This window comes from Mycobacterium sp. SMC-4 (assembly GCF_025263265.1).
Taxonomy (GTDB): domain Bacteria; phylum Actinomycetota; class Actinomycetes; order Mycobacteriales; family Mycobacteriaceae; genus Mycobacterium.
Genome location: NZ_CP079869.1, coordinates 2,544,309 through 2,561,295 on the forward strand (window position 1 = coordinate 2,544,309; position 16,987 = coordinate 2,561,295).

Genomic DNA, 16,987 nt, shown 5'->3' on the forward strand with positions numbered 1-16,987 from the left:
ACTGGTGCGCCGCTTCCTCGTCTCTCTGACTGCATCCCTGCTCGCCGCGGCCGCCGTGCTGCTCGGCGCGGCCGGTCCTGCCGGCGCCCAGCCGGAGGCCAATCAGTGGGACCCCACCCTGCCCAAGCTGATCAGTGCGGGTGCTCCCGGTGACCCGCTGGCCATCGCGAATGCATCGCTGGCCGCCACCGCCCAAGCCACCCAGGTGACCATGGACCTGGGCCGCAAGTTCCTGCAGACCATCGGCCTGGCTCCCAAGGATGCCCCGGCCGGCGTGGCGCCGGGCTTCGTCCGCGGGCCGGCGGCCATCGAATACGTCATCCGGCGCGGTGGCAGCCAGCTGGGCACGCCCTACTCCTGGGGAGGCGGCAAACCCACCGGACCGAGCCGCGGGATCGACTCGGGAGCCAACACCGTCGGCTACGACTGCTCCGGGTTCACGCAGTTCTCCTACGCCGGGGTGGGGGTGTTGATCCCGAAATACTCCGGCGATCAGTACAACACCGGCCGCAAGGTGCCGCTGTCTCAGGCCAAGCGCGGCGACCTCCTGTTCTGGGGCCCCGGCGGTAGCCAACATGTGGCGATCTACCTCGGCGGCGGCAAGATGCTGGAGTCCTCCGGCAGCGCCGGCAAAGTCACCATCAGCCCGGTGCGGACTGCGGGACTGCAGCCGAACGTGGCCCGGATTATCGAATCCTGAGCGCCAGCTGAACTCACGCTGAGCCCAGCTGATGAATGCTGCGGCGCCGAAGGGCTCGCCGCCGGGCGACGTCGACGGATTCCGAGCAGCCTGGAATAGTTGACGACGGACGCACGGCCCCTCGGCCGGCGCCGGGACATACCGGCATGTACTGCACATGTGGAAGGAACATTGATGACCTCACCGAGTGGGCCGCCGCAGGGCACTGGCGGATATCCCGGACAGGCCCCGACCCAGGGCCACTCCGCCGGGGCGCACGCAGCGAGCCCGGCGGCTTCCGGTCCGGCGCAGTCCAACGGTCTGCAGAACGAGGTCCACACCCTTGAGCGGGCCATCTTCGAGGTCAAGCGAATCATCGTCGGCCAGGACCAGCTCGTCGAGCGCATGCTGGTCGGCCTGTTGGCCAAAGGCCATGTGCTGCTGGAAGGCGTGCCCGGCGTGGCCAAGACGCTGGCTGTGGAGACGTTCGCCAAGGTCGTCGGAGGCACCTTCGCCCGTATCCAGTTCACCCCCGACCTGGTGCCCACCGACATCGTCGGTACCCGCATCTACCGGCAGGGTAAGGAGGAGTTCGACATCGAGCTCGGCCCCGTCGTGGTGAACTTCCTGCTGGCCGACGAGATCAACCGCGCACCGGCAAAGGTCCAGTCGGCACTGCTGGAGGTGATGGCCGAGCGCAAGATCTCCATCGGTGGTCGTACCTTCCCGCTGCCCAGCCCGTTCCTGGTGATGGCCACCCAGAACCCGATCGAACAGGAAGGCGTGTATCAGCTGCCCGAGGCGCAGCGCGACCGCTTCCTGTTCAAGCTCAACGTCGGCTACCCATCGCCGGAGGAAGAGCGCGAGATCATCTACCGGATGGGCGTCAAACCTCCGGAGCCCAAGGGGATTCTGACCACCGCGGATCTGCTGCGCTTGCAGGACGTCGCCGCCAACACCTTCGTGCACCATGCGTTGGTCGACTACGTCGTGCGCGTTGTCACCGCCACCCGCGAGCCGGAGAAGTTCGGCATGCCCGATGCCAAGGCCTGGATCGCCTACGGCGCCTCGCCGCGCGCTTCGCTGGGCATCATCGCCGCCTCGCGAGCGCTGGCGTTGATCCGTGGCCGCGACTACGTGATCCCGCAGGACGTGGTGGAGGTCATCCCCGACGTGCTGCGTCACCGCCTGGTGCTGACCTATGACGCGCTAGCCGACGAGATCTCGTCGGAGACGGTGATCAACCGCATCCTGCAGACCGTCGCACTGCCCCAGGTCAATGCCATTCCGCAGCAGGGTCACTCGGCACCGCCGGCGGTGCCCTCAGCGGCCGCTGCGGCCAGCCGCTGACGCCGGGAACTGGAGTGACTTCACCGGAATCCTCGGAAGGCGCGCGGACTCGCCGTGGGGTGGACCTGCCGTCGCTCAAGCGCGGCGAGATCCGCGACCCGGCACTGACAGCTGCGCTGCGCAAACTTGAGCTGACGGTGCGACGCAAGCTCGACGGCGTGCTGCACGGTGACCATCTCGGTCTGTTGCCCGGGCCCGGGTCGGAGCCGGGGGAGTCGCGGCTGTACCAGCCAGGCGACGACGTGCGCCGGATGGACTGGTCGGTGACCGCGCGGACCACCCATCCGCACGTGCGGCAGATGATCGCCGACCGTGAGCTGGAGACGTGGCTGGTTGTCGACGTGTCCGCCAGTCTGGATTTCGGCACGGCGGGCTGTGAGAAGCGTGATCTCGCCGTCGCCGCGGCCGCCTCGATCGCGTTCCTCAACAGCGGCGGTGGTAACCGGTTGGGCGCGATCATCTCCAACGGCAGCGAGCTGCGTCGGGTGCCTGCGCTCTCGGGTCGGATGCACGAGCAGGAGTTGCTGCGGGCCATCGCCACCACCCCGCGGGCACCGGTCGGCGTGCGCGGGGACCTCGCCGCGGCGATCGACGCACTGCGACGGCCGGAACGCCGGCGCGGGATGGCGGTGATCATCAGCGACTTCCTGGGGCCGATCAACTGGATGCGCCCACTGCGGGCCATCGCCGGGCGCCACGAGGTCCTCGGCATCGAGATCCTCGATCCCCGCGACATCGAGCTGCCTGCCGTAGGCGATGTGGTGTTGCAGGACACCGAGACCGGGCGCACCCGCGAGTTCACCATCGACGAACAGCTGCGCACCGATTTCGCCCAGGCTGCTGCGGCCCACCGCGCCGACGTGGCGCGCACCCTGCGCCGGTGCGACGCACCCCTGCTGACGCTGCGCACCGACCGGGACTGGATCGCCGACGTGGTCCGCTTTGTGGCCAGTCGCCGACGCGGCGCCCTAGCGGCACGCTAAACACGAAAAGACAAGTAGCACATGACTTTACCGTTGCTCGGACCGATGTCGCTGTCAGGCTTCGAACACCCGTGGTTCTTCCTGTTCTTCTTCGTGGTGCTCGCGCTGATCGGGCTCTACATCGTGGTGCAGCTGGCCCGTCACAAGCGGATGCTGCGGTTCGCCAACATGGAGTTGCTGGAAAGCGTGGCGCCGCAGCGGCCGAGCCGGCTACGCCACTTGCCGGCGACCTTGCTGATCTTGGCTCTGGTGTCGTTCACCGTCGCCATGGCCGGGCCCACCCATGATGTCCGGATCCCTCGCAATCGCGCGGTGGTGATGCTGGTGATCGACGTGTCGCAGTCGATGCGTGCCACCGACGTCGCCCCGAATCGGTTGACCGCCGCGCAGGAGGCCGCCAAGCAGTTCGCCGACCAGCTGACCCCGGGAATCAATCTGGGGTTGATCGCCTACGCCGGTACCGCCACCGTGCTGGTCTCGCCCACCACGAACCGCGAATCGACCAAGAACGCGATCGACAGACTGCAGTTGGCCGACCGAACCGCCACAGGTGAGGGCATCTTCACCGCATTGCAGGCGATCGCCACCGTGGGTGCGGTCATCGGAGGCGGTGACGAACCACCGCCGGCGCGGGTTGTGCTGATGTCCGACGGCAAGGAGACCGTCCCGTCGAACCCGGACAACCCGAAGGGCGCCTACACAGCGGCCCGCACCGCCAAGGACCAGGGTGTGCCCATATCCACGGTCTCGTTCGGTACGCCGTACGGCTACGTGGAGATCAACGACCAACGTCAACCCGTACCGGTCGACGACGAGATGCTGGAGAGGATCGCCGAGTTGTCCGGCGGCGAGGCGTTCACCGCGTCGAGTCTGGAGCAGCTCAAAGAGGTGTTCACCAATCTGCAGGAGCAGATCGGTTACGAGACGATCAAGGGCGACGCCAGTGTGGGCTGGCTGCGGTTGGGCGCCGCCGTGTTGGCCGGTGCGGCATTGGCTGCACTGCTGATCAACCGTCGTCTGCCCAATTAGGTAAGGCGATTTCTTAAGAACCCGGCGAACCGACTAAGTTGACGGTCATGACTTCGACGGAGAACACCGCCGGCGGACGGCCCGCCTTCGTGTCCCGTTCGGTGCTCGTCACCGGCGGTAACCGGGGTATCGGTCTGGCGATCGCCCAACGTCTGGCGGCCGACGGCCACAAGGTGGCGGTCACCCACCGGGGGTCGGGCGCACCCGAAGGCCTGTTCGGCGTCGAGTGTGATGTCACCGACAACGACGCGGTCGATCGCGCCTTCACCGAGGTCGAGGAGCACCAGGGACCGGTTGAAGTGCTGGTGTCCAATGCCGGCATCTCAGCAGACGCGTTTCTCATGCGGATGACCGAGGAGAGATTCCAGAAGGTCATCGACGCCAACCTCACCGGCGCGTTCCGGGTCACCCAGCGGGCATCGCGCACCATGCAGCGCAAGCGGTTCGGCCGCATCATCTACGTCGGCTCGGTCTCGGGCATGTGGGGCATCGGGAATCAGGCGAACTACGCAGCATCCAAGGCCGGCTTGATCGGGATGGCCCGTTCGATCTCGCGTGAATTGTCGAAGGCCAACGTCACCGCCAATGTCGTCGCTCCGGGGTACATCGACACCGAGATGACGCGTGCGCTCGACGAGCGCATTCAGAAGGGTGCCCTGGACTTCATCCCGGCCAAGCGGGTCGGCACCGCCGACGAGGTCGCCGGTGTGGTCAGCTTCCTGGCGTCCGAAGACGCCGGGTACATCGCCGGCGCGGTGATCCCCGTCGACGGCGGCATGGGCATGGGCCACTAACACCAGAAAAGAGAAGGGCTTTCACTGTGACGCTTCTTCAAGGCAAGCGGATCCTCGTCACGGGGATCATCACCGACTCGTCGATTGCGTTCTACATCGCCAAGGTCGCCCAAGAGTCCGGCGCCGAGGTGATCTGCACAGGCTTCAACCGACTGCGGCTCATCGAGCGCATTCTCGACCGGCTGCCGTCGAAGCCGCCACTGCTCGAACTCGACGTGCAGGACGACCAGCACCTGGACACCCTCGCCGACCGGATCACCGAGGTGATCGGCGAGGGCAACAAGCTCGATGGCGTGGTGCACTCGATCGGATTCATGCCGCAGACCGGTATGGGCATCAATCCCTTCTTCGATGCGCCCTACGAGGACGTCGCCAAGGGCATTCACATCTCGGCGTATTCCTATGCTTCGCTGGCCAAGGCCGTGCTGCCTATCATGAACCCCGGCGGCGGAATCGTGGGCATGGACTTCGATCCGACGCGGGCGATGCCGGCCTACAACTGGATGACTGTCGCCAAGAGTGCTTTGGAGTCGGTCAACCGCTTTGTCGCCCGTGAGGCCGGCAAAGTCGGTGTGCGTTCGAATCTGGTTGCCGCAGGACCGATCCGGACACTGGCGATGAGTGCGATCGTCGGTGGAGCACTCGGAGACGAAGCCGGTGCGCAGATGCAGCTGCTGGAGGAGGGCTGGGACCAGCGAGCCCCGCTGGGTTGGAACATGAAGGACCCCACCCCGGTTGCCAAGACGGTGTGCGCGCTGTTGTCGGACTGGCTGCCCGCAACCACCGGCACGGTGATCTACGCTGACGGCGGCGCCAGCACCCAGTTGCTGTGACGAGCTGACGTGACCTCGCCGGTGGCGTCCTTCGACGCCCTGCTGCTGTTGTCGTTCGGCGGACCCGAAGGGCCCGATCAGGTGATGCCGTTTTTGGAGAACGTCACCAGGGGCCGGGGGATACCCAGGGAGCGGCTGGAGTCGGTCGCCGAGCACTACCTCCACTTCGGCGGGGTCTCGCCGATCAACGGGATCAATCGAGACCTGATCACGGTGATCGAGGCCGAACTGGCCCGCCGGGGCATGGAACTACCGGTGTACTTCGGCAACCGCAACTGGGAACCGTTCATCGAAGACACCGTGAAGCAGATGCGCGACAACGGGATACGGCGCGCCGCTGTCTTCTCCACATCGGCGTGGGGTGGGTACTCCGGGTGTACCCAGTACCAAGAAGACATCGCCCGGGGTCGGGCAGCGGCGGGGCCGGATGCGCCCGAGCTGACCAAACTTCGCCAGTACTTCGACCATCCGTTGATGGTCGAGATGTTCGCCGACGCGATCGGCGAGGCCGCCACTCGGTTACCGGCCGACGTGCGTGGCCGAGCGCGTCTGGTGTTCACCGCGCACTCGATCCCGTTGCGCGCGGCATCCCGGTGCGGTCCCGACCTCTATCAGCGTCAGGTTGCCCACGCCGCGGCACTGGTGGCGGGGGCGGCCGGGTACGCCGACTACGACCAGGTCTGGCAGTCGCGGTCGGGACCACCTCAGGTCCCGTGGCTTGAGCCGGATGTCGGCGACCACCTCGAATCACTGGCCGGTCGCGGGGTGGACGCGGTGATCGTCTGCCCGATCGGCTTCGTCGCCGACCACATCGAGGTGGTGTGGGACCTCGACAGCGAATTGGCCGAGCAGGCTGCCGACGCAGGTATCGCTTACACGCGGGCCTCCACCCCCAACTCCGAGCCGCGCTTCGCCCGGCTGGTGGTCGACCTGATCGATGAACTGCACCGTGGACTGCCTGCGGTGCGGGCCGGGGCCCCCGAGGCCGTGCCCAGTTACGGTTGCACCGTCAACGGTGCGCTGTGCACACCTGCCTGCGGACAGTGAGCGCTCACCCGCGCCAGGCGGAATTCAGAATTGCATCCACCGCCGCCAACCGGGCTGAACGGACCACCGAGATCAACGGCCGCAGCGCATCGCCGGCCAGTTGAGCTTCCGACGAAGTCTGCAGACCGATCGGGATGAGTCCCGAGCTGACGCTGATGATCGCATCGACGTGGGCGGCATTCTCCAGCACCCGCACCGCACGAGTGGGCGCGTGATCCGGGATCCGGTGCGCCAGAACTGATTCCAGAACCTGCTCGACCAGGGCGCGCGGGTCGGCGACCTCGCCTCCCGAGGTCCCGGAGCGAAGCGCTACCAGCGTGTCGGCGGCCGAACGCACAGCATCGCGCAGCAGATACTCGGCTTCGCCAAGTTCGTAGTGGGGGTGGTGGCCGACCGTATCGAGGGAATAGACCGTCCACGACAACGCCGACAACTCGGCTTCGAACTCCTCTCCGCACTCGCTGTCGGAGTCATCGGAGTACTCGAAGTCGGGTACCAGTCCGACCGCCCCGTCCGGGTGCGCGACCAGGACCGCTTCGCCCGCCGTGATCGCGTCACGACCGAACTGCGTGCCCGGTGGCAGGCCCCGGACATCGCCGGGAACGGGCAGCGCCACCGATATCGCGGGTGCCGAGGTCCGGGGACCGGATGCGGTGCGCAGCGTCTGCAACAGCGACACCGAACCGGAGTCTTCCAGATCCGGCCACGTCAATCCGGTCCGCTCCGCGGCGACCGAGTCGTAGGCCGTCACCGAATGCTTTGGCGCCCACTGCGATAGCGCATCCAGGACATCGTCGGGCGCGGCGGCGCCGGCCAACCAGGAGTTGGCCCACACCGACAGCGAAACACTTGGGCACCACATGATGGCTGCAGTGTAATTGCTGGCCGCCCATCGGGCCGTTTACGCGTAGGCTGACGGGCATGCCCGTTGCGTTGATCTGGTTGATCGCCGCCCTGGCTCTCGCCGGCGCCGAAGCGCTGACCGGTGATCTGTTCCTGCTCATGCTCAGCGGTGGGGCGTTGGCTGCAGCCGGGGCGAGTTGGCTGCTGAACTGGCCCATCTGGGCCGACGGTCTGGTCTTCGCGCTGGTTTCGGTGCTGCTGCTGGTCGCGGTTCGTCCGGCGCTACGCCGGCGGATGCAGTCCGGGATCGGCCTGCCCGAACCCGCCAAGGCTTTGGAAGGTCGCAGCGCGTTGGTACTCGACCGGGTGGCGCTGCACACCGGGCAGGTCAAGCTGGACGGTGAGGTCTGGACGGCTCGTCCGCTCAATGACAACGATGTTTTCGAACCCGGCGACCAGGTGACAGTGGTGCAGATCGATGGCGCCACCGCGATGGTCGTCAAAATCGCCTAGCAGAAGGAGCCCGTTGTGGATGGTGCCGTCGCAGGATTGATCCTGCTGGCCGTGCTGGTGGTGTTCGCGGTCATCGTGGTCGCCAAATCGGTTGCCTTGATCCCACAAGCCGAAGCGGCTGTCATCGAGCGATTGGGGCGTTACAGCAAAACGGTGTCGGGCCAGCTGACGCTGCTGTTGCCGTTCGTCGACAAGATCCGCGCCCGAGTCGACCTGCGCGAACGGGTGGTGTCCTTCCCGCCGCAGCCGGTGATCACCGAGGACAACCTGACCGTGCAGATCGACACCGTGGTCTACTTCCAGGTCACCAATCCCCAGGCGGCGGTCTACCAGATCAGCAACTACATCGTCGGCGTCGAACAGCTCACCACCACCACGCTGCGCAACCTGGTCGGCGGCATGACGCTGGAGCAGACGCTGACATCGCGCGATTCGATCAACACCGCGCTGCGCGGTGTGCTTGACGAGGCCACCAATCGCTGGGGTCTGCGGGTCGCGCGTGTCGAGTTGCGCAGCATCGATCCGCCGCCCTCGATTCAGGACTCGATGGAAAAGCAGATGCGTGCCGACCGGGAGAAGCGCGCAATGATCCTGACCGCCGAGGGACACCGCGAATCGGCGATCAAACAGGCTGAAGGCGAGAAGCAGGCCGCGATCCTGTCGGCCGAGGGTGCCAAGCAGGCGGCGATCCTGTCGGCCGAAGCCGACCGACAGTCGCGCATGCTGCGGGCCCAAGGTGAGCGGGCCGCTGCCTACCTGCAGGCCCAGGGTCAGGCCAAGGCCATCGAGAAGACGTTCGCCGCGATCAAGGCGGGCCGCCCGACCCCGGAGATGCTGGCCTACCAGTATCTGCAGACGCTGCCTCAGATGGCCAAGGGTGAAGCCAACAAGGTGTGGCTGGTGCCCAGCGACTTCGGTTCGGCCTTGCAGGGCTTCACCAAGCTGCTGGGTGCGCCCGGAGACGACGGGGTGTTCCGATTCACCCCCTCGCCGGTCGAGGACGACATGCCCCGCCCCGAGGACGATTCCGAGGAGGTCGCCGATTGGTTCTCCACCGAGACCGATCCCGCCATCGCTCAGGCGGTGGCCAAAGCCGAAGCCGAAGCCCGTTCGTCGGTCGAGGGGCCGGGCCTGTTGTCGGCCCGCCAGCCCTCGGTGCAATTGAACTCACCGCCGCCGCAGGCCGCCGAGCGACCTGCCGCCGAGAAGCCCGCAGAGTAATTCCATGGCACTGAACTCCGCCAGAACCTACGCGGCGTTGGCTGCCTTCCAAGCCGTCGACGCGGCGGCCTGCGTCGGCCCGGTCGAACCCGTCGCCGAGGCGTTGCGGACCGTCGCCCTGCCGAAGAAAGTGTGGCCGGTGCTGCCGGTGGTCAAGGCGGCCTCGGCGCTCGGGCTGCTGTCGGTGTTCCGGTATCCGGGGTTGGCCCGCCTGACCACGCTCCTGCTCACCGTCTACTTCGCGCTGGCAGCGAGCTCACATGTCCGCGTCAAGGATTGGAGTCCCGGGCTGGTCGCGTCATCGGTGTTCCTCACGCTCTACGGCACGCTGACTGTGAAGGGGCCTCCGGTCAGCTGACCGCGATGTCCGGGCGCGTCGAATCGGTGGCCGGCGCGTTAGGTGTGGCTGCGGCACGGCGATGGCTGCGCAGCTCGTAGATCAGGCCGGCGATGCCGACGCTGGCCGTGCACAGCGAGATCAGCACCAACAATGGGTTCACGCGACCGGTGAGGGCGTCACCCAAGATGACCACAGCTGCGGTACCGGGAAGCAGGCCGGCCAGCGTGGCCAGCGTGTACGGCAGCGCGCGGACGGCTGACGCCCCGGCAGCGTAGTTCAGCACCGAGAACGGCACCGCCGGGATCAGCCGCATTGCGACGACGGCGGCCCATCCGCGCTGGCGCAACCGGGCATCGAGCGCCTCGATGCGTGGATGCCCGACCAGCCGGTTCAGTTGCCAACCGGCCGCCCGCACCAGCACCAACGCCAGCACGGCGCTGGCGGTACTGGCCACGACGGCGATCGGGATGCCGATGTAAGGGCCGAACAACAGCCCGGCGGCCAGGGTGAAGGCCGTACGCGGGAACGGGAAAACGGTGACCGCGATATGCGCGGCCAGGAAAGCCAGCGGGAACCAGCCGCCCACCGACGTGGCCCAGTCGCGCAGTTGCACCGCGGTGGGTAGCGGTACCCACGCCGCAACTGCGACGAGGATCACAACCGCGCACGAGATGGCCAGCAGTCGGGACTTGGGCGCCGACCGTAGCGTGGCCAGCACTGCGGCACCGATCGTGCCCAGCGTGCTGACGACGGTTTTCACGGTTATCCACCTTACGGGGCAGGCTCGAACAGTTCGTGTCGGCGAAGCGACGAGTCGGGCGACCGGTATGAGGTGCCGCGACAGCCATCATTTAGCCTGATGGCGTGCAGAAACCCAGCGCCGGCGCTGCCGGGGGAGTACTCGATTCCGATCTCGATCGCTGGCGCTCCGCGGTTGCGGGCGTTCTGGCCAAGTCCACCCGGCGAGATGTCGCCGATTTGCCCGCCGAGCCGGAACGCCTGCTCGATTCCGATACCTACGAGGGCTTCCCGATCCGCCCGCTCTACACCCGGGTCGATCAATTGGCCGAGCCGCCGCTGCCTGGACGCTGGCCGTTCACCCGGGGCGGCGACGCACTGCGCGACGTCAAGACCGGCTGGAAGGTCGCCGAAGTGTTCCCTGTCGACGAGGCTACCGCCGAACAGGCCAACGGAGCGGTGCTGCTCGGCCTGACCGAAGGCATCAGCGCTCTGGTCCTGCGAATCGGTGACCACGGACCGGGTCGGCCGGGGGTCGCGGCGACAGATCTACTCCGCCTACTCGACGGGGTCTACCTCGATCTGGTTCCGATCGTCGCCGATATCGCCGGCGACGGCGCGGTCTTCGGGGCAGCAGCCGACGCGCTGTTGTCTGCACTTGACGGTCTCGACAGCGACCAGCGTTCCCGGCTGTCGGTGGACCTGGGGGCCGACCCGCTGACCGCAGCGCTGACCGGCCGCGCCACTCCTGAGCTGGCTGACGTCGTCGCCACCGCAGGCCGGGTCGTCGACTACGACGGCCACGTCCGCACCCTCACCGTCGACGGTCCCACTCTGCACGATCTCGGTGCAAACGCCACCTGGGAGCTCGGAGCGGCCATCGCCGCAGGGGTCGCCTACCTGCGCGCACTGACCGCGGCGGGCCTGCCCGTCAGGGAGGCGCTCGGCCAGCTGAGTTTCCGGTTCTCCGTTGGAGACGATCAGTTCCTCGGTATCGCCAAGCTGCGTGCCGCGCGCCAACTCTGGGCCCGGATCGCCGAGGTGGTGGGCGAGCCGGATGCCGGTGCGGCGACCATCCACGCCGAGACCTCGCTGCCGATGATGGCTCAGCGTGATCCGTGGGTGAACATGCTGCGCACTACGGTGGCCGCCTTCGCCGCCGGTGTCGGCGGTGCCGATTCGGTGCTGGTGCACCCGTTCGATGTGGCCATCGACGGTGGGTTCCCGGGTACCGCACGCAGTTTCGCACGGCGCATCGCGCGAAACACGCAGTTGCTGTTGCTTGAGGAGTCGCATCTGGGCCAGGTGCTCGATCCCGCCGGTGGGTCTTGGTTCGTCGAGGACCTCACTCGCCGAGTCGCCGAACAGGCGTGGTCGCATTTCCAGGAGATCGAGGCGGCCGGCGGTTTCGCGGACGCCACCGATGTGATCACCGCCCGGATCAGTGAAGTGGCCGACCGGCGGGCAGCTGACATCGCGCATCGTCGCACCGCGCTCACCGGGGTCAACGAGTTTCCCGACCTCGCCGAAGTCGCCCTGCCGCAGGGGGATCCGCTCCCCAATGTGCGCCGTTACGCAGCGGCCTTCGAAGCGCTTCGGGATCGGTCCGATGCTTTCCTGGCCGAGCGGGGCGCTCGTCCCAAGGCGTTATTGCTGCCGGTCGGGCCGTTGGCTGAGCACAACATCCGGGCCACCTTCGCAGTCAACCTGCTCGCTGCCGGCGGGATCGAAGCAGTCAACCCCGGGCCCTTGCAGGCCGACGGCGTCGCCGAGGCGGTCGATCAGGCCGGTGTCGTCGAGGTTGCCGTGATCTGCGGCACCGACACCCGCTACGGCGACGAGGCCGCCGGTGTGGTCGATGCCGCGCGCGCCGCCGGAGTCGGCCACATCCTGCTGGCCGGACCGGAGAAGGCGGTCGCCGGGGCCGCGACCAAACCCGACGGCTATCTGACCGCGAAAATCGATGCGGTCGAAGCGCTGTCGGACCTGCTGACCCGATTGGGGGCGTGAGATGACCGCGACCGAACAGAAGAAGATCGACAGTTTCGCCGAGGTGTCCCTCTACGGCGACAGCCAGGCCGCGGCCCCGACCCCGGCGCAGGCCGCCGAACAGTTCGACGCCGCCGCAGCAGCACACGGCTACGTCGCCGACCAGCTGACCTGGGAGACGCCCGAAGGAATCGACGTCAGACCGGTTTACATCGCCACCGACCGCGATGACGTCGTCGACAGCGGCTACCCACTCGACAGCGTGCCCGGCGAGCCGCCGTTCGTACGGGGTCCCTACCCGACGATGTATGTCAACCAGCCGTGGACCATCCGCCAGTACGCGGGGTTCTCCACGGCCGCGGAGTCCAACGCGTTCTACCGGCGTAACCTAGCGGCCGGCCAGAAGGGGCTCTCGGTGGCGTTCGACCTCGCCACACACCGGGGTTACGACTCCGACCATCCGCGGGTCTCGGGTGATGTCGGCATGGCCGGCGTGGCCATCGACTCGATCCTGGACATGCGCCAACTCTTCGACGGCATCGACTTGTCCACGGTCAGCGTGTCGATGACGATGAACGGCGCGGTGTTACCGATCCTTGCGCTGTACGTGGTGGCTGCCGAAGAGCAGGGGGTGCCGCCGGAGAAGTTGGCGGGGACCATCCAGAACGACATCCTCAAAGAGTTCATGGTCCGCAATACCTACATCTATCCGCCCAAGCCCTCCATGCGGATCATCTCTGACATCTTCGGATACACCAGCGTGAAAATGCCGAAGTTCAACAGCATCTCGATCTCCGGTTACCACATTCAGGAGGCCGGGGCGACGGCCGACCTGGAGTTGGGGTACACGCTGGCCGACGGAGTCGAGTACATCAAGGCCGGGCTCGACGCCGGCCTGGACATCGATAAGTTCGCGCCGCGATTGTCCTTTTTCTGGGGCATCGGCATGAACTTCTTCATGGAAGTCGCCAAGCTGCGGGCGGGGCGGCTGCTGTGGAGCGAGCTGGTCGCCCAGTTCGATCCGAAGAACCCCAAATCCAGGTCGCTGCGCACCCATTCGCAAACCTCGGGCTGGTCGCTGACTGCGCAGGACGCGTTCAACAACGTGGCACGCACCTGCATCGAGGCGATGGCCGCCACCCAGGGCCACACCCAGTCCCTGCACACCAACGCCCTCGACGAAGCACTGGCGCTGCCCACCGATTTCTCGGCACGCATCGCCCGCAACACCCAGCTGCTGCTGCAGCAGGAATCGGGCACCACGCGGCCCATCGATCCGTGGGGCGGCTCCTACTACGTCGAATGGTTGACCTATCAGCTGGCCGAGAAGGCCCGTGGTCACATTCAGGAGATCGCCGAGCACGGCGGGATGGCCCAGGCGATCGGCGACGGAATCCCGAAGCTGCGGATCGAAGAAGCCGCCGCCCGGACCCAGGCCCGCATCGACTCCGGTGCCCAGCCGGTTATCGGGGTGAACAAGTACCAGGTGGACGAAGACCACGAGATCGAGGTTCTCAAGGTCGAGAACAGCCGGGTGCGCGCCGAACAGATCGCCAAGCTCGAGCGGCTGCGCAGTGAGCGCGACGAGCGCGCGACCCAGGCGGCGCTGGCCGAATTGACCCGCGCTGCAGCCGCATCCGGGGCTGCCGGCGACGATGGGCTGGGCAACAACCTGCTGGCGCTGGCGATCAACGCGGCACGCGCGAAAGCCACCGTCGGCGAGATCTCCGATGCGCTGGAAAAGGTCTACGGCAGACACCAGGCCGAGATCCGGACCATCGCCGGCGTGTACCGAGACGAGGTGGGTATGGCCAGCAACGTCAGCAGCGCAACCGAACTGGTCGAGAAGTTCGCCGAGGCCGACGGGCGCCGCCCGCGCATCCTGGTCGCCAAGATGGGTCAGGACGGGCACGACCGCGGTCAGAAGGTGATCGCCACCGCGTTCGCCGACATCGGCTTCGATGTCGACGTGGGTTCGTTGTTCTCCACGCCCGAGGAGGTTGCGCGCCAAGCCGCCGACAACGACGTACACGTCGTCGGTGTGTCGTCGCTGGCTGCGGGACACCTGACGCTGGTGCCCGCGCTGCGCGACGCGCTGGCCGAGGTGGGCCGGCCCGACATCATGGTCGTCGTGGGCGGGGTCATTCCGCCCGGTGACTTCGACGAGCTCTACGCCGCCGGTGCAACCGCCATCTTCCCGCCCGGAACGGTCATCGCCGACGCCGCGATCGGATTGCTCAACAAACTCGCCGAACGCCTCGGCTACAGCTTGAGCTAGATGAGTCAGCCGGTGAGTGAACTCGCGGCAGCGCTCCGTGGTGGTGACCGCTCGGCGCTGGCCCGGGCTATCACCCTGGTGGAGTCGACGCGCCCGGACCACCGTCAGCAGGCTCAGGAGCTGCTGTTGGAGCTCGCCGACACCGCGGGGGCCGGGATGCACATCGGCATCACCGGGGTCCCCGGGGTCGGCAAATCCACCTCCATCGAAGCGCTGGGCATGCACGTCATCGAGCTCGGACATCGCGTCGCGGTGTTGGCGGTGGACCCGTCGTCGACCCGCACCGGAGGGTCGATCCTCGGCGACAAGACCCGCATGGCCAGGCTCGCGGTGCATCCCGACGCGTACATTCGGCCGTCGCCGACCTCCGGAACCCTGGGCGGCGTCGCCAGGGCGACTCGCGAGACGATCGTCTTGCTCGAGGCGGCCGGTTACGACGTCATCCTGGTCGAGACCGTGGGCGTCGGTCAGTCCGAGGTCGCCGTCGCCAATATGGTCGACACCTTCGTGTTCCTGACTCTGGCGCGCACCGGAGACCAGTTGCAGGGCATCAAGAAGGGTGTATTGGAACTGGCCGACATCGTCGTGGTCAACAAAGCTGACGGCGAGCATGCGATCGAGGCCAAGTCCGCGGCGCGGGAACTGGCCGGGGCGATCCGGCTGATCTATCCGCGTGAAACGCTGTGGCGTCCACCCGTGCTGACGATGAGCGCGCTCGAAGGCACCGGTCTGCAAGAGCTGTGGGCCACCGTCCTCAAGCACCGCGACGTGTTGACCGAGGCCGGGGAATTCGATGCGCGTCGGCGCATCCAGCAGGTGGAGTGGACCTGGTCGATGGTGCGTGACACCGTGATCGACCGCGTGGTGTCGAGCCCGGGCGTGCGCGCGATCCGCGCCGACGTCGAACGTCAGGTGCGCGACGGGTCGCTCACCCCGGCGCTGGCCGCGCAGCGGATCCTCCAGGCCGTCGAACATCCACCGAATTCCGCGCCTTAACGTTTCGATAACTCCGGGTTTGTTAGCCGCGTCACAGGGTAGATTGAGTCCATTGTGACAGGCGTCAACAACAAGGAGCGCAACGTGGCGCTTTATCAGGAGCGGTCGGCCGAGAGCCTTCCGCGGGGGGTCCGCGGGGCGGCAGATCCGAACTTCATGTACGCGGTGCGAGCCTTTGCTCAGATGTTCCCGTGGAAGCGCTTCGGCGGCGGGGCGCTGGCGGTGTATCTCGACGGAGAGTGTGTCGTCGATGTCTGGGCCGGGTGGGCTGACCGCAAAGGCAAGCGGCGCTGGGTCGCCGACACCGCGCCGATGGTGTTCTCGGCGACCAAAGGGGTGGCGGCCACCGTCATCCACCGGTTGGCCGACCGGGGGCTGATCGACTACGACGCGCCTGTCGCGGAGTACTGGCGCGAGTTCGGTGCGAACGGTAAATCCGGCATCACCGTGCGCGACGCGTTACGCCACCGGGCCGGCCTGTCCCAGCTCAACGGTGCCGACCGAACCCACCTGATGGACCACCTGACCATGGAGGAACGGCTGGCTGCCGCGCCGGCCAGCTGGCTGGTAGGCAGGCCCGCATACCACGCATTCACGTTCGGCTGGCTGCTGTCGGGTTTGGCGCGCGCGGTGACCGGCCAGGGCATGCGCCAGCTGGTCCGTACCGAGGTGGCGGCACCGCTGAACACCGACGGTCTGCATCTGGGCCGACCGCCCGCGCAGGCGCCGACCCATGCGGCGCGCATCATCGGGCCGCAGAGCCGCCTGCAGAATCCGGTGTTCAACCTGGTGGCTCCACGCATCGCGGCGCTACCGTTTTCCGCCGGGTTTGGCGCCATCTACTTCCCGGGGGTCAAGGCCTTCGTGCAGGGCGATACCCCACTGCTCGACGGTGAGATCCCGGCGGCCAACGGGGTGGCCACGGCTCGGGCCCTGGCCCGGATGTACGGCGCCATCGCCAACGGCGGGCGCATCGACGGCGTGCAATACCTGTCCAAGGAGACGGCGGCCGCACTGGCCGGTCGGCGTAGCCTGCGGCCGGACCACAGCCTGGTGCTGCCGTTGTCGTTCCACCTCGGCTACCACGGTCTGCCCGTCCCCGGGCTGATGCCCGGGTTCGGACATGTCGGGCTGGGCGGCTCGCTCGGGTGGGCCGATCCGCAGACCGGCCTGGCGTTCGGCTTCGTGCACAATCGGCTGCTGACTCCGCTGGTTCTCAGCGATCAGGCCGGATTCGTGGCGACGGCGGCGTTGATCCGCCGGGGTGCCGCGGCGGCCCGCCGCAACGGCTACCGCGCGGTGCCGGAGTTCGGGGCGCCGTTCGCCGACGTGACCGCGACTGCGGTCTGATCGC

General features: G+C 67.3%; 16 protein-coding genes. 14 read left to right on the top strand and 2 right to left on the bottom strand.

The genetic code is table 11. The annotated features are described in order from the left end of the window. Nucleotide 1: 1 nt before the first annotated feature. The 7 genes from ripB (at nt 2) to KXD98_RS12375 (ending at nt 6,715) form a co-directional block, all read left to right on the top strand. Entirely contained in the window at nt 2–700 is a 699-nt protein-coding gene (ripB, locus tag KXD98_RS12345; protein ID WP_396883179.1) for an NlpC/P60 family peptidoglycan endopeptidase RipB, read from the top strand. Between the two features lie 174 nt (nt 701–874). Next, the gene (locus tag KXD98_RS12350) at nt 875–2,029 is read left to right on the top strand and encodes a MoxR family ATPase (RefSeq protein WP_260764623.1); all 1,155 of its coding nucleotides are present in this window, start codon (nt 875–877) and stop codon (nt 2,027–2,029) included. A 59-nt stretch (nt 2,030–2,088) separates the two neighbouring features. Next, a complete protein-coding gene (locus tag KXD98_RS12355) occupies nt 2,089–3,012 on the top strand; it encodes a DUF58 domain-containing protein (protein WP_260765160.1) in 924 nt (307 codons plus the stop codon). A 21-nt stretch (nt 3,013–3,033) separates the two neighbouring features. Further along, nucleotides 3,034–4,041 carry a VWA domain-containing protein gene (locus tag KXD98_RS12360; RefSeq protein WP_260764624.1) on the top strand — a complete coding sequence of 336 codons (1,008 nt, stop codon included), beginning with the start codon at nt 3,034–3,036 and terminating at the stop codon, nt 4,039–4,041. Nucleotides 4,042–4,088: 47 nt separating this feature from the next. Next, nucleotides 4,089–4,835, top strand: coding sequence for a 3-oxoacyl-ACP reductase FabG1 (gene fabG1 / locus KXD98_RS12365; protein WP_260764625.1), 747 nt, complete (start codon nt 4,089–4,091; stop codon nt 4,833–4,835). A 26-nt stretch (nt 4,836–4,861) separates the two neighbouring features. Beyond that, entirely contained in the window at nt 4,862–5,668 is an 807-nt protein-coding gene (gene inhA / locus KXD98_RS12370) for an NADH-dependent enoyl-ACP reductase InhA (protein ID WP_260764626.1), read from the top strand. Nucleotides 5,669–5,752: 84 nt separating this feature from the next. After that, on the top strand, nt 5,753–6,715 hold the full coding sequence (locus KXD98_RS12375; protein ID WP_260765161.1) for a ferrochelatase: 963 nt from the start codon (nt 5,753–5,755) through the stop codon (nt 6,713–6,715). A gap of 4 nt (nt 6,716–6,719) precedes the next feature. Here KXD98_RS12375 and KXD98_RS12380 read toward each other — a convergent pair whose 3' ends face one another. Continuing rightward, nucleotides 6,720–7,577 (bottom strand): hypothetical protein, encoded by an 858-nt coding sequence (locus KXD98_RS12380; RefSeq protein ID WP_260764627.1) that lies wholly within the window; start codon nt 7,575–7,577, stop codon nt 6,720–6,722. A 59-nt stretch (nt 7,578–7,636) separates the two neighbouring features. Here KXD98_RS12380 and KXD98_RS12385 point away from each other — a divergent pair, with 59 nt between their 5' ends. Genes KXD98_RS12385 through KXD98_RS12395 form a run of 3 tightly spaced genes read left to right on the top strand, consistent with a single transcriptional unit; the run spans nt 7,637 to nt 9,650 of the window. Then, nucleotides 7,637–8,071, top strand: a complete 435-nt coding sequence (locus tag KXD98_RS12385; protein WP_260764628.1) for an NfeD family protein — start codon at nt 7,637–7,639, stop codon at nt 8,069–8,071. A 15-nt stretch (nt 8,072–8,086) separates the two neighbouring features. Beyond that, nucleotides 8,087–9,292, top strand: a complete 1,206-nt coding sequence (locus KXD98_RS12390; protein WP_260764629.1) for an SPFH domain-containing protein — start codon at nt 8,087–8,089, stop codon at nt 9,290–9,292. A gap of 4 nt (nt 9,293–9,296) precedes the next feature. Further along, nucleotides 9,297–9,650: a DoxX family protein gene (locus tag KXD98_RS12395; RefSeq protein WP_260764630.1), complete on the top strand. Its 354-nt coding sequence runs from the start codon at nt 9,297–9,299 to the stop codon at nt 9,648–9,650. Here the strand turns inward: KXD98_RS12395 and KXD98_RS12400 are convergent. Beyond that, a complete protein-coding gene (locus KXD98_RS12400) occupies nt 9,643–10,392 on the bottom strand; it encodes a TVP38/TMEM64 family protein (RefSeq protein ID WP_260764631.1) in 750 nt (249 codons plus the stop codon). The genes KXD98_RS12395 and KXD98_RS12400 overlap by 8 nt on opposite strands. Before the next feature lie 104 nt (nt 10,393–10,496). On the opposite strand from KXD98_RS12400, the gene mutA reads away from it, so the two are divergent. Genes mutA through KXD98_RS12420 form a run of 4 tightly spaced genes read left to right on the top strand, consistent with a single transcriptional unit; the run spans nt 10,497 to nt 16,983 of the window. Next, nucleotides 10,497–12,380: a methylmalonyl-CoA mutase small subunit gene (gene mutA, locus KXD98_RS12405; protein ID WP_260764632.1), complete on the top strand. Its 1,884-nt coding sequence runs from the start codon at nt 10,497–10,499 to the stop codon at nt 12,378–12,380. 1 nt (nt 12,381) lies between these two features. Further along, entirely contained in the window at nt 12,382–14,637 is a 2,256-nt protein-coding gene (gene scpA / locus KXD98_RS12410; RefSeq protein WP_260764633.1) for a methylmalonyl-CoA mutase, read from the top strand. Continuing rightward, nucleotides 14,638–15,633, top strand: a complete 996-nt coding sequence (meaB, locus tag KXD98_RS12415; RefSeq protein ID WP_260764634.1) for a methylmalonyl Co-A mutase-associated GTPase MeaB — start codon at nt 14,638–14,640, stop codon at nt 15,631–15,633. A gap of 54 nt (nt 15,634–15,687) precedes the next feature. Then, a complete protein-coding gene (locus tag KXD98_RS12420) occupies nt 15,688–16,983 on the top strand; it encodes a serine hydrolase domain-containing protein (protein ID WP_396882991.1) in 1,296 nt (431 codons plus the stop codon). Nucleotides 16,984–16,987 lie beyond the last annotated feature (4 nt).

Excerpts from the sequence above, each read along its gene's own strand:
- KXD98_RS12350 (WP_260764623.1), top strand. The coding sequence starts at position 875 with ATGACCTCACCGAGTGGGCCGCCGCAGGGCACTGGCGGATATCCCGGA.
- KXD98_RS12360 (WP_260764624.1), top strand. The coding sequence starts at position 3,034 with ATGACTTTACCGTTGCTCGGACCGATGTCGCTGTCAGGCTTCGAACAC.
- fabG1 (WP_260764625.1), top strand. The coding sequence starts at position 4,089 with ATGACTTCGACGGAGAACACCGCCGGCGGACGGCCCGCCTTCGTGTCC.
- KXD98_RS12375 (WP_260765161.1), top strand. The coding sequence starts at position 5,753 with ATGCCGTTTTTGGAGAACGTCACCAGGGGCCGGGGGATACCCAGGGAG.
- KXD98_RS12380 (WP_260764627.1), bottom strand. The coding sequence starts at position 7,577 with ATGTGGTGCCCAAGTGTTTCGCTGTCGGTGTGGGCCAACTCCTGGTTG.
- KXD98_RS12385 (WP_260764628.1), top strand. The coding sequence starts at position 7,637 with ATGCCCGTTGCGTTGATCTGGTTGATCGCCGCCCTGGCTCTCGCCGGC.
- KXD98_RS12395 (WP_260764630.1), top strand. The coding sequence starts at position 9,297 with ATGGCACTGAACTCCGCCAGAACCTACGCGGCGTTGGCTGCCTTCCAA.
- scpA (WP_260764633.1), top strand. The coding sequence starts at position 12,382 with ATGACCGCGACCGAACAGAAGAAGATCGACAGTTTCGCCGAGGTGTCC.
- meaB (WP_260764634.1), top strand. The coding sequence starts at position 14,638 with ATGAGTCAGCCGGTGAGTGAACTCGCGGCAGCGCTCCGTGGTGGTGAC.